This window comes from Micromonospora sp. NPDC048894, assembly GCF_040649765.1.
Taxonomy (GTDB): Bacteria; Actinomycetota; Actinomycetes; order Mycobacteriales; family Micromonosporaceae; genus Micromonospora; species Micromonospora antibiotica.
In genome coordinates this window covers 97,676-114,350 of the sequence record NZ_JBEZFY010000006.1, presented here as the reverse complement: position 1 = coordinate 114,350, position 16,675 = coordinate 97,676, and the positions used below count along the sequence as shown (strand labels likewise).

General features: G+C 74.6%; 13 protein-coding genes. 7 read left to right on the top strand and 6 right to left on the bottom strand.

What is annotated here, in order from left to right; translation table 11 throughout:
- Window positions 1–18 precede the first annotated feature (18 nt).
- The gene (locus AB0C22_RS15070) at window positions 19–4,647 is read right to left on the bottom strand and encodes a WG repeat-containing protein (RefSeq protein ID WP_357535395.1); all 4,629 of its coding nucleotides are present in this window, start codon (window positions 4,645–4,647) and stop codon (window positions 19–21) included.
- 161 nt (window positions 4,648–4,808) lie between these two features.
- Here AB0C22_RS15070 and AB0C22_RS15065 point away from each other — a divergent pair, with 161 nt between their 5' ends.
- The 3 genes from AB0C22_RS15065 to AB0C22_RS15055 are packed head-to-tail and all read left to right on the top strand — an operon-like array spanning window position 4,809 to window position 7,469.
- Window positions 4,809–5,657 carry an ABC-2 family transporter protein gene (locus tag AB0C22_RS15065; RefSeq protein ID WP_219464047.1) on the top strand — a complete coding sequence of 283 codons (849 nt, stop codon included), beginning with the start codon at window positions 4,809–4,811 and terminating at the stop codon, window positions 5,655–5,657.
- Complete coding sequence (locus AB0C22_RS15060; RefSeq protein WP_308290861.1) at window positions 5,650–6,492, top strand: ABC-2 family transporter protein; 843 nt, start codon at window positions 5,650–5,652, stop codon at window positions 6,490–6,492. Before AB0C22_RS15065 ends, AB0C22_RS15060 begins: the two co-directional genes overlap by 8 nt.
- Entirely contained in the window at window positions 6,489–7,469 is a 981-nt protein-coding gene (locus AB0C22_RS15055) for an ATP-binding cassette domain-containing protein (protein WP_219464046.1), read from the top strand. The genes AB0C22_RS15060 and AB0C22_RS15055 overlap by 4 nt, the downstream gene beginning before the upstream one ends.
- Before the next feature lie 241 nt (window positions 7,470–7,710).
- Here AB0C22_RS15055 and AB0C22_RS15050 read toward each other — a convergent pair whose 3' ends face one another.
- The 3 genes from AB0C22_RS15050 to nadA form a co-directional block, all read right to left on the bottom strand.
- Window positions 7,711–8,355, bottom strand: a complete 645-nt coding sequence (locus AB0C22_RS15050) for a DUF3043 domain-containing protein (protein ID WP_357014233.1) — start codon at window positions 8,353–8,355, stop codon at window positions 7,711–7,713.
- A gap of 78 nt (window positions 8,356–8,433) precedes the next feature.
- Entirely contained in the window at window positions 8,434–9,789 is a 1,356-nt protein-coding gene (gene murA / locus AB0C22_RS15045) for a UDP-N-acetylglucosamine 1-carboxyvinyltransferase (RefSeq protein WP_208568735.1), read from the bottom strand.
- Between the two features lie 239 nt (window positions 9,790–10,028).
- Window positions 10,029–11,228: a quinolinate synthase NadA gene (nadA, locus tag AB0C22_RS15040; RefSeq protein WP_357535392.1), complete on the bottom strand. Its 1,200-nt coding sequence runs from the start codon at window positions 11,226–11,228 to the stop codon at window positions 10,029–10,031.
- A 95-nt stretch (window positions 11,229–11,323) separates the two neighbouring features.
- On the opposite strand from nadA, the gene AB0C22_RS15035 reads away from it, so the two are divergent.
- From AB0C22_RS15035 to AB0C22_RS15020, 4 genes are all read left to right on the top strand, one after another.
- Entirely contained in the window at window positions 11,324–12,460 is a 1,137-nt protein-coding gene (locus AB0C22_RS15035; protein WP_357535390.1) for a glycerate kinase, read from the top strand.
- Between the two features lie 229 nt (window positions 12,461–12,689).
- Entirely contained in the window at window positions 12,690–13,058 is a 369-nt protein-coding gene (gene erpA / locus AB0C22_RS15030) for an iron-sulfur cluster insertion protein ErpA (protein ID WP_091237771.1), read from the top strand.
- Window positions 13,059–13,313: 255 nt separating this feature from the next.
- Window positions 13,314–14,291, top strand: a complete 978-nt coding sequence (locus tag AB0C22_RS15025) for a carbohydrate kinase family protein (RefSeq protein ID WP_357535388.1) — start codon at window positions 13,314–13,316, stop codon at window positions 14,289–14,291.
- Entirely contained in the window at window positions 14,288–14,788 is a 501-nt protein-coding gene (locus tag AB0C22_RS15020; protein WP_219464042.1) for an ATP-binding protein, read from the top strand. Before AB0C22_RS15025 ends, AB0C22_RS15020 begins: the two co-directional genes overlap by 4 nt.
- Before the next feature lie 234 nt (window positions 14,789–15,022).
- Here AB0C22_RS15020 and AB0C22_RS15015 read toward each other — a convergent pair whose 3' ends face one another.
- Together AB0C22_RS15015 and AB0C22_RS15010 are read right to left on the bottom strand one after the other, a co-directional pair.
- Window positions 15,023–15,232, bottom strand: coding sequence for a sulfurtransferase TusA family protein (locus AB0C22_RS15015; protein ID WP_219470244.1), 210 nt, complete (start codon window positions 15,230–15,232; stop codon window positions 15,023–15,025).
- A 149-nt stretch (window positions 15,233–15,381) separates the two neighbouring features.
- On the bottom strand, window positions 15,382–16,533 hold the full coding sequence (locus tag AB0C22_RS15010; RefSeq protein ID WP_357535386.1) for an aminotransferase class V-fold PLP-dependent enzyme: 1,152 nt from the start codon (window positions 16,531–16,533) through the stop codon (window positions 15,382–15,384).
- Between the last annotated feature and the right edge of the window lie 142 nt (window positions 16,534–16,675).

The window sequence follows — 16,675 nt, the reverse complement described above, 5'->3', positions numbered from 1 at the left end:
CGGTGCACCGGATGGGTGTCAGAGCACCGGGTGGGTGTCGGCGAGCAGCCTGTCGATCTCCGCCACCACCGTGTCCCAGTCGGGGTGCACCGGGGGGATCAGCGGTTCGCCCCGCCGGTCCAACGCCCCCCAGTGGCTCATCCCGTCGCCGACCAGGAACGCCACCGGATGGATCACCAACGCCGGGTGCACCGGCCGGACCAGCACCGCGCCGGTGCGGTCGAGCACGCCCCGGCGGCCGGCCAGCTCCACCACGGCCAGCCCCTCGTCGGTGAAGCCGTCGAGCCGGCGACCGTCGGACAGCATCGTGTCGAGCCCGTGGTAGCGCGGGGGGACGACCAGTCGACCGTGCCGGTCCACCGCCCCCCAGCCGCCCCGCCGTACGGCCGCCACCCCGGCCCGGAACGGTCGTACCTCCTCGAAACCCGCCGGCACCACCACCGTGCCGTCGGGCTCGATCGCCGACCAGTCCGCGTCGCCGCCCTGCGACACCCAGGCCAGGCCGTCGGAGAAGGCCAGCACCCGGGCGTACGCGGTGTCGAGCCGGGTGACGCCCGACTCGTCGATCAGCTCCCAGCCGGCCTGGTCGGGGCGGCGTACCCAGGCCAGCCGCTCGTGGAACGGCTGCGCCTCGGCGTAGCGGTAGTCGACGACGAGGTCACCGTCGGTGTCCGCGTACCCCCAGCGGCCCCGGCCGTCCTGGGTGGGCCGCGGGGACCGGCGGCCGTGCCGCACCTCGTCACGGCTGCGTGGGTACGGCCCGAACCCCTCCCGGGCCACCGCCCGCGCGTACACCGCGTCCAGCGCCACCCCGATCCGCTCGGTCAGCTCCGGATCGTCGGCCCGGTGCAGGTCGAGGGCCCGCTCGAAGTGCCCGCACGCCTCGATCAACCGGCCCTGGTCATAGCAGCACCGGCCGGCGTGCTCGTGCAGGGCCGACCGCAGCCGGTCCGGCAGCTCCGTCGAGTTGGCCTCGGCGAAGAGCCGGTCGGCCTCGGCGAACTCACCCTTCCAGCGCAGCGCCTCGGCCAGCCGCGCCCGGGCCAGCGCGGTACGCCGCAGTTCACCGGTCGCCTCGGCGTAGGTCAGCGCGAGCCGGCCGTCGGCCACCGCGTCGGCGAGGTCGCCGACCAGCCGGGAGAGCACCGCCCGGAGACTGAGCAGCCGGGCCCGGGCCCGGTTGTCCAGGGCCGAGGCGAGCTTCTCGGTCAACCGGCGGCGGATGAGTCGTAGTTCGGTCGGGTCGTCGACCACCTCGCGCAGGGTCTGCGGGTCCAGCTGCCACCGGTAGCCGGCCAGCGCCTGCTCCGGATCGCCCTGGGGCAGGTGCGTCGACGCGGCCTGCCGGGCAGCAGCGGCACCGCCCGTGGCCGGGACCAGCTCGGGTGTCGCAGCCTGTTCGGCAGTGCCGGACCGGTCCGTGGTCGAGGTCTGCCCGGTGGTCGAGGTCTGCCCGGTGGTCGTGGCCCCTTCGGGAGCCGTGTTCCGTTCCGTGCTGGTGGTCGGGTCCGTGGTCGTGGCTCGCCCCGGAGCCGGGGGCCGGTCCGGAGATGACGTCCGGTCCAGGCCGCCGACCACCGTCGCCGCCAGGCTGGTGGTCTCCGGCTGGACCCCGGTAGCGGTCTGCTGGACCCCGGTGGTGTCCTGCTGGACCCCGGTGGTGTCCGGTCGGGTCCCGGTGGTGGCCGGCTCCGGTGTGCCACCGGCCGGCCCGACGGCGTCGGCCACTGCGTCGGTGGCGGGCGCGGCGGTTGCCCGTGCGAGGTCGCCCGGCGGAACTCCGGCGGCGGTCGGCGCTGCCGTGGCGTTCGACACCCCCGCGCTGGTCAGTGCCGGGGTGTCGACCGGTGCTGTGGTGCCGGCGCGTGGCGTGGTGCCGGTCCGTGCCGGGGTACCGGGCGGTGGCGTGGTGCCCGGCGGTGCTGTGGTGTCGCGCGATGGCGGGGTATCGGTCGGCGCTGTCGGGCGGGGCGGTGTTGCGGTGCCCGGCGGTGGCGTGGTGCCCGGCGGCGTTGAGGTGTCGGGCACCGTTGCGGTGTCGGGCGGCGTGGGAGCGGCGGTCGCCGCCGCGGCGGCACTCACGCCCGTGGCTTTACCGGTGGCCGGATCGTCGTCGGCCGGTCCGGTTTCGTCCGTGCCGGTGCCGTCCGTGACAGGGGCGGTCGGGCGGGAGCCGGCAACCGTGCCGGGGCCGGCCGTGCCGGGGTCAGTTGACGGAGGCAGCCCGGTTCCACCCGGGGGGCCGGCGACGGGGGACGGGGCGTCCCGACCGGCGGTCGGCAGGGGACCACGGTCGGGACCGGGTCGGGTGCCGGAGGTGCCGGAACTGGGCGCCAGGTCCACCGACCCCGTTTCGCGCTCGGCGAGCCCGTGGGCGGCCGACCCCGTTTCTCGGTCGACGACGGTCGGCCGCCCACGGGTGTCGGCGGCGTCGGCTACCGGGGTCTCCGGCCGGTCCTCGGCGGGAGGGGGAGCGATGGGCGGGGTCGGCCGGGGAGCGGCGTCGGGGGCCGGCGACCGGGGGGCCCGGACCTCCGTGCCCTCCGCCCGTGACACGTCCGAGGGGGGTGGGGTGGAGGCCGGTCGACCGGTGCGCGGTGCCGGCGGCTCGACCGTGGCGGGCGCAGCGCCGGCCGACGCGGTCGGCCTGTGCGACACGGTCGGGCCGGGCGGCGTGGGCGTCGGGCCGGATGGCGTAGGCGTCGGGCCGGATGGCGTGGGCGTCGGGCCGGGCGGTGTTGTGGTTGGGCCGGGCGGTGTGGTCGGGCTGGACGGTGCGGGCGTGGTTGGTGCGGAGGCCGAGCGGCCGGGTTGGAACCAGGCTGCGGGACCCCCGGACGTGGTACGGGCAGCGGTGTCCCGGTGGTCGGTCGGGTCGGGTTCCGGCGTCGGTGGGACGTACCGGCGTGGTCGGTCCGGGGTGATCTCCAGAGCGGTCCGGTCGGTTGCGGAGCCAGCCGTGGCCGCCGCCGGGGTCCGCCCGGGAACGGCCCGGTCGGTGCCGGACCCCGTGGTGGGCCGGTCGGCCGGCGGGGTGGCCGGCGTGGGCTGGCGGAACTCGAGGTGCAACCGGGCGGCCGGCGGCGCCGAGACCGGGGCGGTCTCGTCCGGGTCGGGCGCGGGCGACCACCGGTCGGTGCGGCGCTGCCGGGTCGGCAGGTCGGCCGGCGGTACGGGCGTGCCCGGCGGCGCCGGGTCGGGCCGCCCGACGCCCGGGTTGGTGGCGTCGGCGTCGCCCGGGCGGGCAGTGGCGGGGTGCTCGCCGGGCTGCGCCGGGGGCGGGCCGGGACGGGGACCCCACGGGCCGGACGGGGCAGGCGGGGCGGGGGGCCGGGTCGCCTCCGCCGGGTGGCGTTCCGGCCGGGAGTACGGCTGCCGGACGTCGCGACCGTGCTCCGCTTCCCGGGCGGGGCGCAGCGGCTCCGCCCGGTCGGTGCCGGAGGTGTTCCACGGCTCGCGGGGTGGTGTGACCACCTCGCGGGAGCGTAGGTCGGGGTACGACTCGCTGCGCACGGCCGCCTCGCGTGGGTCCGGCGACCGGCGCTCGTCGGGCCCGCGCGGGTGCTGCCAACGCTCCTCGGGAATGGCGGCCATCGCCCCTCGGCCGCCGTCGGGCGGGCGGTGCCGTGGGGCGTCCCCGGGCAGGCGGTACCGCTGGTCGTCGTGGCTGTGCGCGGCGGGTCGTCCGTCGTCGTCCCGGCGGGGGGACCGCTGCGGGTCGTCGTCGCGGAACCGGGGTGGCAGGTCCCGTCCGGTCGGTGCCGGCCGGGCCGGGAGAGGTTCGTACCCACCGGTGGTGCGGTGCTGCGCGCCGTTGCCGGCCCGCTGGTCGGGCTCGGCGAAGTCCTCGGCGGTCAGCCGGTCGTAGTCGTGTGTGTCGTCGGTGGTGCGACGGTCGGCGCTGGGGCGTTCCCCGGTGACCCGGCGGCGGGGTGGGTTCTGCGTCGGGGCGGCCCCCCAGCCCGGTTCGGTGGACCGGTCGGGCCGGGCACCGTGGGGCGGCTCGTGGCGGGGGGCGGGGGATACCGGCGGGCGGCCGGGGGAGACCGGCGTGACACCGGGGGCGGTGCGGTCCTGGCGGGGCGGGGCGTCGTGCCGGCCGGTGTCGTCGTGCCGCCCGGTGTCGTGCCGGTCGGTGTCGTGCCGGTCGCCGCCGGCCCGGTCGCGGTGCCACCCGGTCGGGGCCGGCTCGGCGGTGCCGCGCCGCCGGTCGGACCAGTTGGTCCGACCGGTCTGCCGGTCCAGGGCCGACAGTGCGTCGTACCGGTCGGGTACGTGCCGGTCCGCTGCGGGCTGACGGCGTTCCCGCTGCCAGATCGGCTCGTCCGGGAGCCGCCGGTACGCGTCGTCGGTCGGTCGCCGGTACGCGTCGTGGTCGGTGTGCGGTTCGCCCCTGAGGTTCGTCTGGTCGTCCTGCTGGTCGGCCCAGGACCGGCCGAGGTAGGTGCCGTCGGGGCGGGTCGGGGCGAGTGGGGGCACCTCGGCACGACCGGAGGCGGCGACCCGCCCCCGGGGGTCGGCGTACTGGCTGCCGATGTCGCCGGGGTAGCGCTGGCCGGGGAACTGGGGATGCCATTCGCCGGTCGGCTCGATCACCCAGGCGGGTTCCGGCGGGGCGTCCCAACGGTCGGGCCAACCGCCCGTCATCGGGGGGCTCCGTGGCCACGCGTGCGGCGCGGTCCGATGCCCGGCTCGCGTCGCTCGCTCACGGCGGTGTCACCTCGTTGCAAATTGTCGTGCGGGGCGCTCCGGGATGCCGGTAGAGTCCCCCGTCCGGCACGGCGGGGCTGCGGAAGGAGGGTAACGGCGTGGGCTCGGTCACCGCCACTGTGGCACCGGCCACGAGCGCAAACGTTACCCGATGGTTCCGGACATTCGGGGCTTTATCCCGGGCCGGCTTCCGTCGTTACTCCACCTACCGGCAGGCGGCCGTGGCCGGTGCCGTGACCAACACCGTGTTCGGCTTCCTGCGCTGCGCGGTGCTGCTGGCCGCGGCCGGTTCCGGGACCGTCGGTGGGTACGACCGGCCACAGCTCGCGACCTTCGTCTGGGTGGGGCAGGGGCTGCTCGCCGTGGTGCTGCTCTGGGGCTGGAGCGACCTGGCCGACCGGATCCGCACCGGTGACGTGGCCGCCGACCTGCTCCGCCCGGTGCACCCGGTGACCAGCTACCTCGCCACCGACCTGGGTCGGGCAGGCTACGCGGCGCTGGCCCGGCTGCTGCCGCCGGTCCTGGTGGGGCCGTTGTTCTTCGACGTCTACCTGCCGTCGCGGTGGCCCACCGTCGGGCTCTTCGTGGTCTCCGTGGTGACCGCCGTGGTGCTCTGCTTCGGTTGCCGGTTCCTGGTCAACGCCACCGCGTACTGGTGGCAGGACGCGCGGGGTCCGTTGCTGCTGTGGACCCTCGGCTCGGGGGTGCTGGCCGGGCTCTACTTCCCGTTGCGGTTTCTGCCGGAGTGGCTGCAACTGGTGCTGTGGTGTGGCACCCCGTTCCCGAGCCTGCTGCAGACCCCGCTGGACGTGCTGGTGGAGCGGGATCCGCCGGCCGTCCAGGTCGGCCTGGTCGCGCTCCAGCTCGGCTGGGCGGTGCTGGTGCTGGCCGCCTGCCGGCTGGTGCAGCGGCGGGCCGAACGTCGGCTGGTGGTGCAGGGTGGTTGAGCAGGGGGTGTGCACCGGCGAGGCGGTCCGGTCGGGTGGGACGTTGCGGGCGTACCGGGCGCTGCTCGGGGCGCAGGCCCGGTCGCAGACGGCGTACCGGGCATCGTTCCTGCTGGACCTGCTGGGCAACGTGGGGGCCACCGTGTTCGACGTGGTCACCGTCCTGGTGATCTACGGGGTGACCCGGGAGCTGGGCGGGTTCACGCTGCGCGAGACGCTGGTGATGGTGGGGCTGTCGGCCAGCGCCTTCGCGGTGGCGGACCTGCTGGTCGGCAACATCGAGCGGCTGCCCACCCACGTGCGGACCGGCCTGTTCGACGCGGTGCTGCTGCGCCCGCTCGGCGCGCTGCCCCAACTGCTGCTGATGAACCTGCCGCTGCGCAAGGTGTCCCGGGGCGTGTTCGGGGTGGGCGTGCTGGTGGTGGCGCTGACCTCGGCCGGGATCGACTGGACGCCGGCCCGGGTGGCGTTGGCGGTGGTCGCCCCGCTGGCCGGGGTGGTGTTCTTCGGGTCGCTCTTCGTGGCGACCGCCACCGTGTCGTTCTGGTGGGTGGACTCCGGTGAGCTGGCCAACTCGGTCACCTACGGCGGGCGGGACTTCACCACGTACCCGGTGACCATCTTCGACGGGTGGTTCCGGGCCGCCTTCGCGTACGGCCTGGGGTTCGCCTTCGTCAGTTACCAGCCGGCGCTGGCGCTGCTGGGCCGCGCCGACCCGCTCGGCCTGCCGTCGTGGGCCGGCTGGGCGGCGCCGGCGGTGGCCCTGGTCGCCGCCGCGCTCGCGGCGACGGCCTGGCGCACCGGCATCCGCCACTACCGGAGTACGGGGTCATGAGCGTCATCGAACTGGACGGGCTACGCAAGGAGTTCACGGTACGGGTGAAGGCGGGCCGGCTACGCCGGGAGAAGCGGACGGTCACCGCCGTGGACGGCATCGACCTGCGGGTGGAGCAGGGCGAGATGCTCGGCTACATCGGCCCGAACGGGGCGGGCAAGTCGACCACCCTGAAGATGCTCACCGGGGTGCTGAGCCCGTCGGCGGGTCAGGCCCGGGTCTGCGGCCTGCGCCCGGTCGCCGACCGGACCCGGCTGGCGCTGCGCATCGGGGTGGTCTTCGGCCAGCGGTCCCAGTTGTGGTGGGACCTGCCGCTGGGCGACTCGTTCGACCTGCTGCGCCACCTCTACCGGGTGCCTGCCGCCGACCACGCCGCCCGGCTGCGCCGCTGTCGTGACCTGCTCGACCTGGACGCCTTCCTGGACACCCCGGTGCGGCAGTTGTCGCTGGGGCAGCGGATGCGCGGCGAGTTGACCGCGGCGCTGCTGCACGGCCCGCAGGTGCTCTTCCTCGACGAGCCGACCATCGGGCTGGACGTGGTGAGCAAGCAGGCGGTCCGGGGGTTCCTCGCCGAGTTGGGCCGGGCCGGTGACACCACGCTGGTGCTGACCACCCACGACCTGGCCGACATCGAGCGGCTCTGCGCCCGGCTGGTGGTGGTCGACCACGGCCGGGTGGTGCACGACGGTTCGATCGCCGCCCTGCACGCCCGCTACGGTTCCCGCCGGCTGGTCGTCGCCGAGTTGGACGCCCCGTTGTCGACGCCGCCGCAGCCGGTGGGGGCGCCGCTGCACCGGGTCGAGGCCGACGGCCGCCGGTTGGTCTACGCGCTGGAGTCGGCGGGGGTGGCGGAGGTGGTCTCCGCGCTGGCCGGGCTGGCCGCGCTGCGTGACGTCTCGATCGTCGAACCGGACATCGAGGACGTGGTGGCCCGGCTCTACCGCAGCCCGGCCCCCGACCCGCGCCGCCCGTCCTGACCGGTCCCGGACCGGTCCCGCCCGCCGTTCCGAGCCGCCGGACGCGACGACGGCTTCCGGACGCGACGACGGCTTCCGGACGCGACGACGGCTTCCGGACGCGACGACGGCTTCCGGACGCGGCGACGGCTTCCGGACGCGGCGACGGCTTCCGGACGCGGCGACGGCTTCCGGACGCGGCGACGGCTTCCGGACGCGGCGACGGCCCCGCCACCGGGGCGGGGCCGTCGGGAGACGTCGGTCAGATCGGGTCGCCGATGTTCACCCGGGGTGCCGGGGCGCGCATCCGGCGGAAGGTGATCGACCGCATGATCGCGTAGAGGTAGAGCGACCCCATCCGCTCGCCGCTGTTGGGGTGGCGCTCCCGCACCAGCTTCTTGATCCGGCGGGAGATCAGCACCGAGTCGATCACCACGCCGAGCGCGAGCGCCCCCCACACGACGTTGGAGGCGAGCCGGATCGCCTGCGGCATCGCGGCGTTCGACCCGATCAGCACGATCAACGCGCCACCGAAGAACCAGGTGCCGATCGTCCGCCGCGAGTCGACGACGTTGCGGGCCAGCAGCCGCTCCGGCCCCCGGTCCCGGGGGCCGCCCTCGCGGCGGAACTCGGCGGCGGCCTCGGTGCGCGCCTTGCGGCGCTGCTCCCGGGCTTCCTCCTTGGTCAGCGGCCGGGTCGGACCGGCCGGCCGGCGGCCGGCGACCGGCCGTTTCGGGGTCTCGACGCCCAGTTCCTTCTTGCTCGGGGTGTAGCCCCGGGGGCGCGCGGCGGATGGCTCCTCGGTCACCACCGTGGCGGTGGCGGAGGAGTCGGAGTCGGCGGACTTGCGGCGAAACAGCGACGGCACGAGGTGAAGGGTAGCCACCCGACGGCGCCCGGTGCACATCACGGGTGCACCGGGCGCTCGGTGGAGCGGGTCGAACGGGCCCACGGGGGCCGTCGGGGCCGCCGGGGGGACGGTCGGTTACGGCCGTTCTACGTGCGCGCCGAGGCTGGCCAGCTTGGCCTCGAAGTCCTCGTAGCCCCGGTTGATCAGGTCGACGCCGTACACCCGGGAGGTGCCCTCGGCGGCGAGTGCCGCGATCAGGTGGCTGAACCCGGCCCGCAGGTCCGGGATGACCAGGTCGGCGGCGTGCAGCTTGCTCGGGCCGGCGATCACCGCGGAGTGCTTGAAGTTGCGCCGGCCGAACCGGCACGGGGTGCCGCCGAGGCAGTCCCGGTAGACCTGGATGTTGGCGCCCATCGTGTTCAGCGCCTCGGTGTAGCCCAGCCGCTGCTCGTAGACCGTCTCGTGGACGATCGACAGGCCCCGGGCCTGGGTCAGCGCCACGACGAGGGGCTGCTGCCAGTCGGTCATGAAGCCGGGGTGCACGTCGGTCTCCAACGCCACCGCGTTCAGCTCACCGCCGGGGTGCCAGAACCGGATGCCGCCCTCCTGGCCCGGGTCGCTGAGCTTCGGCGGCCGGGCGTCGGTGACCTCGTACTCGCCGCCGACGGAGCGGAAGATGTTGAGGAAGGTCATCATGTCGGCCTGCTGCGCGCCGAGCACCTCGACGTGACCCCGGGTGGCCAGCGCCGCCGCCGCCCAGCTCGCCGCCTCGATCCGGTCCGGGATCGGCCGGTGGCTGTAGCCGTGCAGCCGCTTGACGCCCTGGATCTCGATCACCCGGTCGGTGTGCACCTTGATGATCGCGCCCATCTTCTGCAGGATGCAGATCAGGTCGATGATCTCGGGCTCGACGGCGGCGTTGCGCAGCTCGGTGACGCCCTCGGCCATCACCGCGGTCAGTAGCACCTGCTCGGTCGCGCCGACGCTCGGGTACGGCAGGGCGAACTTCGTGCCGTGCAGCCCGTTGGGTGCGGACAGGTGCAGACCCTCGGGGGTCTTCTCCACCGTCGCGCCGAACTCGCGCAGCGCCTGGAGGTGGAAGTCGATCGGGCGGGGGCCGATGTGGCAGCCGCCCAGGTCGGGGATGAACGCGTGGCCGAGCCGGTGCAGCAGCGGGCCGCAGAACAGGATCGGGATCCGGCTGGACCCGGCGTGCACGTTGATCTGGTCGGTGCTGGCGCTCTCGACGTTGGACGGGTCGAAGACCAGCTCGCCGTCCTCGGTGCCGTCGGTCACCTTCACCCCGTGCAGGCCGAGCAGCCCGCGGACCACCTCGACGTCACGGATCTTGGGGACGTCGAACAGCCGGCTGGGCGAGTCGCCCAGCAGGGCCGCGACCATCGCCTTGGAGACCAGGTTCTTCGCGCCGCGCACGCGGATCCGCCCTTCGAGCGGGGTACCTCCGTGTACGACCAGGACGTCGTCCGTCAACGCAAACCTCCAGCGCGTGTCGGGTGGTGCGGTGTGAGTCGATGATGGGGCATGCTGTCCAGCTGTCCGATACGAGCTGTCCAGCTACCCGGGACGGGGCCGGCTCAAAACGGTCCCCGTGGTACGTCGCCCCGGCAGCATAGCCCTCCGTGACGAAATAGGAATCGGTCACCGCACGGGTTACGGAACGAACCGGTGAATCCGGTACGTTCCCGTACCTCGGCGGTGACCGTAGGTGATCAGGTTGCGGCGGGCGGCGGGGTGTCGGCACCCGGCAGCGCGAGCATCTGGTCCAGCGCCACCCGGGCGTGGTGCGCGGTGTCCGCGTCGACGGTGATCTGGTTGACCACCCGGCCGGCGACCAGCTCCTCCAACGCCCAGACCAGGTGCGGCAGGTCGATCCGGTTCATCGTGGAGCAGTAGCAGACCGCCTTGTCCAGGAACATGATCTGCTTGTCGGGGTGGGCCAGCGCCAGCCGGCGGACCAGGTTCAGCTCGGTGCCGACCGCCCACGCCGAGCCGGCCGGTGCCGCCTCGATCGCCTTGATGATGTACTCCGTCGAACCGACCTGGTCGGCGGCGGTGACCACCTCGTGCCGGCACTCCGGGTGCACCAGCACGTTGACCCCGGGCACCCGGGCCCGGACGTCCTCGACGCTGTCCAGGGTGAACCGGCCGTGCACCGAGCAGTGCCCGCGCCACAGGATCATCTTCGCGTCGCGCAGCTCCTCGGCGGTGAGCCCACCGTTCGGCTTGTGCGGGTCGTAGAGCACGCAGTCGTCCAGCGAGTAGCCCATCTCCAGCACCGCCGTGTTGCGGCCCAGGTGCTGGTCGGGCAGGAACAGCACCTTCGAACCCTGCGCGTAGGCCCAGTCCAGCGCCCGCTTCGCGTTCGACGAGGTGCAGACCACGCCGCCGTTGCGGCCGACGAAGCCCTTGATGTCCGCCGAGGAGTTCATGTACGTCACCGGAACGGTGTCCGCCGCGACGCCCAGGTCGGTCAGCACCTCCCAGGCCCGCTCGACCTGCGACAGCACCGCCATGTCGGCCATCGAGCAACCGGCCGCCAGGTCGGGCAGGATCACCCGCTGCGCGTCGGTGGTGAGGATGTCCGCGCTCTCGGCCATGAAGTGCACGCCGCAGAAGACGATGTACTCCGCGTCGGGGCGGGCCGCCGCCTCCCGGGCCAGCTTGAACGAGTCGCCGGTGACGTCGGCGAACTGGATCACCTCGTCGCGCTGGTAGTGGTGGCCGAGAACGAACACCTTCGTGCCCAGCGCGGCCTTCGCCGCCGCCGCCCGGGCCACCAGGTCCGGGTCGCTCGGCGCCGGCAGGTCTCCCGGACACTCCACGCCACGCTCGGTGGCGGGGTCGCTGCCGCGGCCGAGGAGCAGCAGCGCGGTCGCCGTGTTGGAGGGTTCCACCCAGGTCGAAGTCACGTCCTCATGGTCCCACAACGGGGCGTTCGCACGACCGCTGCCGGTGTGGGCTGCCACACTGCCCCCGCGCCGATGTGGCCTGCCACACTCTGGGCATGCGCGTGCTGCTCTGTCCCGACAAGTTCGCCGGCACCCTGGAAGCGCCCGAGGTGGCGGCCGCCGTCGCCGCCGGCTGGCGCGAGGTGGACGACGTCGGCGAGCTGCTCATCCGTCCCCTCGCCGACGGCGGGCCGGGCTTCATCACGGTGCTCGCCGACGCTCTCGACGGGCGGCGGGTGCCGGTCTCCACCCTCGACCCGCTGGGCCGGCCCGTCACCGGTGAGATCCTGCTCACCGCCGACGGCGTCGGCTACCTGGAGAGCGCCCAGGCCTGCGGGCTGCACCTGCTGGCCGCCGCCGAGCGGGACCCGAAGGCCGCCACCTCGTACGGCCTCGGCGCGCTGGTCGCCGCCGCCGTGGAGCACGGGGCCCGGACGGTGGTGATCGGGCTGGGCGGCTCCGGCACCAACGACGGCGGGGCCGGCCTGTTCACCGCGCTCGGTGCGACCCCGCTCGACGACGCCGGCCGGGCCCTGCCGTACGGCGGTGCGGCGCTGACCGCCGTCGCCGCCCTCGACGGTGTCCCCCGACTGCGCGGGGTGACCCTGGTCGCCGCCACCGACGTGGACAACCCGCTGCTCGGCCTGCACGGCGCGAGCAACGTCTACGGTCCGCAGAAGGGCGCCGACCGGGCCGACGTGCTGCTGCTCGACGCCGCACTGCAGCGGTGGGCGGCGGTGCTGGAACGGGACCTGCCCGGCTGCCCGCCCGGCCTGGGCACGCTGCCCGGTGGCGGCGCGGCCGGCGGCCTCGGCGCGGCGATCCTGGCCCTCGGTGGGCGCTGCGAATCCGGCATCGACCTGGTCAGCCGGGCGATCGGGCTGGAGGCCGCGCTCGACGACTGCGATCTGGTGATCACCGGGGAGGGATCGTTCGACCACCAGTCGCTGCGCGGCAAGGTGGTCGCCGGGGTGGCCGGGGCGGCCCGCGACCGGGGGGTGCCCTGCGTGGTGCTGGCGGGTCGGGTGAGCACCGGCCGGCGGGAGGCCGCCTCCGCCGGGGTGACCGAGGCGTACAGCCTGGTGGAGCACTTCGGTGGTGAGGAACGCGGCGGGGTGGCGGCGGCGATGGGCCGGCCCGTCGAGGGGCTGCGGGCGCTCGGTGCCCGACTGGCCCGCCAGTGGAGCCGCTGACCGGACCACCGGGGTGGGCCGGACCACCGGGGTGCGACCGGCTCGCACGTGCGCCGGGTGGGCGCGGGCGGGTGGGTGTGGTGCGGGTGGCCTGGAGCGGCGATCACGCCGGCCGGGTGGGGTCGGCCGGGGCGGCGTACCATCGAAGCTGGACCAAACCGGGAATCACTGGGCGACGCGTGCTGTTGACCAGGGTGTCCGGACCCATACCGCGCAGGGAGATTTCCACGTGACCACGCCAGCGCAGACCGACTCGACCGAGGCCCAGGCCCCTACTTCCGTCGTCCTCACCGACGTCGCGGCGCAGAAGGTCAAGGCCCTGATCGAGCAGGAAGGCCGCGACGACCTGCGGCTCAGGGTCGCGGTGCAGCCGGGTGGCTGCTCCGGCCTGCGGTACCAGCTCTTCTTCGACGAGCGTTCGCTCGACGGTGACGTCGTCACCGACTTCGACGGCGTCGGCGTCGTCGTCGACCGGATGAGCGCCCCCTACCTGTCCGGGGCGACCATCGACTTCGCCGACCGGATCGACGCCCAGGGCTTCACCATCGACAACCCCAACGCGGGCAGCTCCTGCGCCTGCGGCGACTCGTTCAGCTGAGTCGCGACCGTCGCCGTCGCCGGGGCCGCCCCACCACGGGGCGGCCCCGGCGCGCGTCCGGCAACCCTGTCCGGGCCGAGGCGGTGCCGGTCGCGGTGGCCGGGCTGCTCGTGCCGATGTGCCCGGTGGCACGGGGTTGCCGGTGTGTGGCGGGCGGATGAGCAGGTGGTGGCCGGTGCCCGTCCGACCGTCGACCGTCGTTCGCGCGCGACCGGTAGGCTGACCCGCGCCGTGCTCCCGACCCCGAGGGTTGACATGAAGATCGCCGTGACCGGCTCGATCGCGACCGACCACCTGATGAGCTTCCCGGGTCGCTTCGCCGACCAGCTCATCGCCGACCAGTTGCACAAGGTGTCGCTCTCCTTCCTGGTGGACGACCTGGTGTTGCGCCGGGGCGGGGTGGCCGCCAACATCGCCTTCGGCATGGGGCAGCTCGGGCTGAGCCCGATCCTGCTCGGCGCGGTGGGTGCCGACTTCGCCGACTACCGTTCCTGGCTGGAGCGGCACGGCGTGGACTGCGACTCGGTGCACGTCAGCGAGGTGGCGCACACCGCCCGTTTCGTCTGCACCACCGACACCGACATGTGCCAGATCGCCTCGTTCTATGCCGGTGCGATGAGCGAGGCCCGCAACATCGAGCTGGGCCCCGTCGCGGACCGGCTCGGCGGCCTCGACCTGGTCCTGGTCAGCGCGAACGACCCGGAGGCGATGATCCGGCACTCGGCCGAGTGCCGGGACCGCGGCTACGCCTTCGTCGCCGACCCGTCGCAGCAGCTCGCCCGGATGGACGGCGACGACGTGGTCGCGCTGATCGATGGCGCCGAGTACCTGATGACCAACGAGTACGAGAAGTCGCTGCTGCAGAGCAAGGCCGGCCTCACCGACGCCCAGCTCCTGGAACGGGTGAAGGTCCGGGTCACCACCCTCGGCAAGGACGGCGTGGAGATCGTCACCCGGGACGGGGAGTCGTTGCGGGTGCCGATCGTCCGGGACGCGCGGGCCGTCGACCCCACCGGGGTCGGTGACGGCTTCCGGGCCGGTTTCTTTGCCGCCCTGTCCTGGGGCCTCGGCCTGGAACGTGCCGCCCAGGTCGGTTCGCTGCTGGCCGCCCTGGTCCTGGAGACCGTCGGCACCCAGGAGTACGACGTGCGCCGCGACGTGTTCGTCAAGCGGCTGGCCGAGTCGTACGGGGACGCCGCCGCCCAGGACGTCCGGCCACACCTGGTGCCGTGACGCAGCTCCTGGTCGTCTTCGCCGGTCTGCCGGGGGTGGGTAAGAGCACCATCGCCCGGCAGGTCGGCGTGGCCCTGGGTGCCCCGGTGCTGCCTGTCGACCCGATCGAGCGGGCACTGGCCCGGCACGGGCTGACCGGCCCCGGCACGGGCCTGGCCGGCTACGACGCGTTGGCCGGGCTGGCCGAGGTGCAGCTCGGGCTGGGCACCGGCGTGGTGGTCGACGCGGCGAACCCGGTGGCCGGCGCGCGAGGGCTCTGGCTCGACCTGGCCGTGCGGTCCGGGGTGCCGCTGCGGCTGATCGAGGTGCACTGCGGTGACGAGGCGGAGCTGCGTCGCCGGGTCGAGGCCCGGCACGCCGCCGACCCGCACGCTCCGACCTGGGAGCAGACCCGGCAGCGTGGCGCGGAGTACGAACCGTTGATCGGCCCCCGGCTGGTGGTCGACACCGCCATCGCGATCGACCCGCTCCCGGCGCTCCTGCGTTACCTCACCTGATCCCGACCCGACTGGCTGTCCCGATCCCGGTCTGGGTACCTGGCTGTCCCGGTCCGGGGCACCTGGCGTGCGGCTGGTGGGGCTGGCGGCCGATTTCGGGCGGGCGTACGTTGGCGAAGTCCAGCAGGACGAATTTGCCGATCGCGATCATGGAGTTGTGGTGCCTTCGAAACGGCATTAGTGCCGCAGATCGGCCACCACAACTCCATGATCGACGGAGCGGGGCGGGGTGGGTCAGTGGGTGCGGCGTACCTCGTAGCCCGGGCCGTCGGGGATGGCGGTGACGAACTGCTGGGCGCGCATCCGGCACCAGGCGGGGATGTCCACGGCGGCGGCCGGGTCGTCGGCGAGGACCCGCAGCACCGCGCCGACGGGCAGCTCAGGCAGCCGGCGGGCCAGCGCGATCACCGGTAGCGGGCAGCGCTGCCCCCGACAGTCCAGCACCTCGACCGGCCCCGCCCCGTCGCCGCCCGGTCCGGCCTCGCCGCCGCCCGGCCCGGTCGGGAGGCCGTCCGCGCCGGTCGGGAGGCCGTCCGCGCCGGTCGGGAGGCCGTCCGCGCCGGTCGGGGGGCTGTCCGGGCTGGGCGGGGTGGTCACAGGCCCACCACGCCGGCGTCGGCGCGCAGGTCGGCGACGATCCCGGGCAGTTCGGCGAGGAACCGCTCGACGTCCGCCGTGGTGGTCTCCCGGTGCAGCGAGACCCGGACGTTGCCGTGCGACAGCACCCCCATCGCCTCCAGCACGTGCGACGGGCGCAGCGTCGAGGAGGTGCAGGAGGAGCCGGAGGAGACGGCGAAGCCGCGCCGGTCCAACGCGTGCAGCAGCACCTCGCCGTCGACGTACAGGCAGGAGAAGGTGACCAGGTGGGGGAGCCGGTCGACGGGGTCGCCGACGACCTCCACGTCCGGCACCTCGGCGGCGACCCGGGCCCGGATCAGGTCCACCAGCGGGGTCAGCCGGGCCGCCTCGGCCGCCGCGTCGGCCGCCGCCGCGCGCAGGCTCGCCGCCGCCGCCACCACCGCCGGCAGGTTCACCACCCCGGGGGTACGTCGGAACTCCCGCTCGTCGGCCGGCCACGGCGACTCCCAGCGGGTGCCCTTGCGGACCACGAGCAGCCCGACGCCGGGTGGGCCGCCCCACTTGTGCGCGCTGGCGGTCAGCACCGACCACCCGTCCGGCACCGGCACCCGGCCGACGAGCTGGGCCGCGTCGACGTGCAGCGGCACCCCGACGGTGGCGCAGGCGTCGGCCGCCCCGGTGACCGGCTGCACGGTGCCCACCTCGTGACTGGCCCCGATCAGCGTCGCCAGCGCCACCCCGGGGGAGCGCACCGCCGCCGACCAGGCGGTCAGGTCGAGCCGGCCGAGCCGGTCCACCGGTACGGAGATCGCGGTGCCACCGGTCGCCACGTGCCGCTGCGCGGCGTGCAGCACCGCCGAGTGTTCGATCGCCGAGTGCACAAGCGTGTCGCCGGTGCGCTGCCGGCCGGCCAGGCCGCCGAGCACGGCGGAGTGCGCGGCGTGCGTACCGCTGGGGGTGAAGGAGACCTCGTCGGGGCGGACGCCGAGGGTGCCGGCGGTGGCCTCGCGGGCGGCGTCGAGGAGTTGGGCGGCCCGACGGGCCCGGCTGTAGAGGCGGGCGGGGTCGGCCCAGCCGTCGTCGAGGGCCGCCAGCAACGCCTGCCGGGCGACCGGGTGCAGCGGCGCGGCAGTGGCCGCGTCCAGGTAGACCGGGTGGGCACTCACGGCTGACGACGCTATCGCGTCGGGATGGCCACGATCCCCCCGATGGGGTCGGACAGCGACCCCAAGACGGTCGAGCCCGCCATGGTCGAGTAATCTGCGACCGTCGGTGACGCCTTTGCCGTCGGTGCTGATGGAAAGCCCC

Coding starts and splice junctions, on each gene's coding strand:
- AB0C22_RS15025 (WP_357535388.1), top strand. CDS start 13,314: ATGAAGATCGCCGTGACCGGCTCGATCGCGACCGACCACCTGATGAGC.
- AB0C22_RS15035 (WP_357535390.1), top strand. CDS start 11,324: ATGCGCGTGCTGCTCTGTCCCGACAAGTTCGCCGGCACCCTGGAAGCG.
- AB0C22_RS15050 (WP_357014233.1), bottom strand. CDS start 8,355: ATGTGCACCGGGCGCCGTCGGGTGGCTACCCTTCACCTCGTGCCGTCG.
- AB0C22_RS15055 (WP_219464046.1), top strand. CDS start 6,489: ATGAGCGTCATCGAACTGGACGGGCTACGCAAGGAGTTCACGGTACGG.
- AB0C22_RS15070 (WP_357535395.1), bottom strand. CDS start 4,647: ATGACGGGCGGTTGGCCCGACCGTTGGGACGCCCCGCCGGAACCCGCC.